Source organism: Kitasatospora sp. NPDC004272, from assembly GCF_053603035.1.
In genome coordinates this window covers 1-1,466 of the sequence record NZ_JBSGET010000287.1, presented here as the reverse complement: position 1 = coordinate 1,466, position 1,466 = coordinate 1, and the positions used below count along the sequence as shown (strand labels likewise).

Genomic DNA, 1,466 nt, shown 5'->3' with positions numbered 1-1,466 from the left:
TAAGGGCTGTCCCGTAATTGATCTTCGGGCGTCTCGGGCGCGGGTCGATGCTCGGCGGTCGCCCGCCTCACCCGGCCTGGAGGAGGTTGTGCAGGCGGGCGATGCCGAGCATGGCGTGGTGGACGCCGTCGCCCTTGAGGCGGCAGTCGCGGAGGATCTTCCAGGTCTTCATCCGGGCGAAGACGTGCTCGACGCGGGCGCGGACCTGCTTGTGTTCGCGGTTGTGCTCGGCCTGCCACTCGGTTAGCTCGCCGCCCTTGGGTCGGCGGTGCGGGATGACCAGGCCGGTGCCTGGGTAGCCGCCGTCGGCGATCGTCGTGGTCCGGCCGACCATGTCCTTGGCGCCGGACTCCTCCCAGGCCTTGCAGTCGTTCCGGTTGCCGGGCAGGGGCTTGCCGACAGCGACGACCAGGCGGGTGTGGGCGTCGATGACGACCTGGTGATTGGTGGAGTACCGGTAGTTCTTGGACTGCTCGGCGATCGCGTGGTCGCGGGTGGGGACCAGGGTGCCATCGACGATCAGCACGGTGCCCTTGCGGAAGCGTTGCCGCGGCTTGAGCGCGAGCAGCGGGCCGATGTGGTCGATGATGCGGTCGGCCGCCGACTTAGACACCCCGAACAACGGCGCGAGCTGCCGCAGCGTCAGGTTGGTCCGCCAGTAGGCCGCGACCAGCAGAACCCGGTCCTCCAGCGGCAGGCTCCACGGCCGACCCGGTCGCACGGTGTCGGCGTCCTCACGACGCAGGGCCGTCAGCAGCTTACGGAAGCCGTGCGGGCTCAGCCCGGTGAAGGGAGCTATCCAAGACGGGGCCGACGCCGTGATCACTACTGCCATGGTGATGATCATTCCAGCTCGACGCGCTTCGACCACGGTCCTTCACCCCCACTCCGACCTGTCGGCCAGGCGGCGGTACCACCAGAACTGCGTGCGCCACTGGCGCCGGTGCGCGAACGGGTCCGGCAAAGTGCGGAGCAAGAACACCGCATCCAGAGGCTTCACAAGCCGGCCGAGCTCGGCACGGGCCCGCTCCGGCAGTCTCTCCAGGACTTCTTCCAGCACATCGCGTGCGTGCCTGACGTCGTCGAAGGAGCACCCGGGGCACGAGCAATGCGCCTCCTGCGGGTACAGCGGACGTCTGCCCGGTGGCTGTAGGAACTCGCGGTACCGCCGCAATGCCCGCTCGGTGGCGCCCAGGTGTATGTAGAAGCTGCCGCTCAGGTACTCGACGCGGCGCACAGCCAGGCTCGCTCCGGTGGAGAGTCCGTGAATCCGGAGCGGCGGGGCCGGCCCCCAGACACGGGAGACCGATCGTTCAGCGCGCAGCGCGCGCGGCTGCCTACGCGGCATCGCCCTTTCGACACATGATCACGGGAGCATGATGCCAGCACGGCTGTCCCGCCGCACCACATTTCGGTTTCCGTAACAGCCGCCAGGTCTGCGAGGGCAGTTGCGGGACAGCCCTTAG

The 1,466-nt window shown here is 68.6% G+C and carries 1 protein-coding gene; it reads right to left on the bottom strand.

Going from position 1 to position 1,466, the window contains the following annotated elements:
- Window positions 1-67: 67 nt before the first annotated feature.
- Window positions 68-835, bottom strand: coding sequence for a transposase (locus ACWEO5_RS38460; RefSeq protein ID WP_452166705.1), 768 nt, complete (start codon window positions 833-835; stop codon window positions 68-70).
- Window positions 836-1,466: the final 631 nt, after the last annotated feature.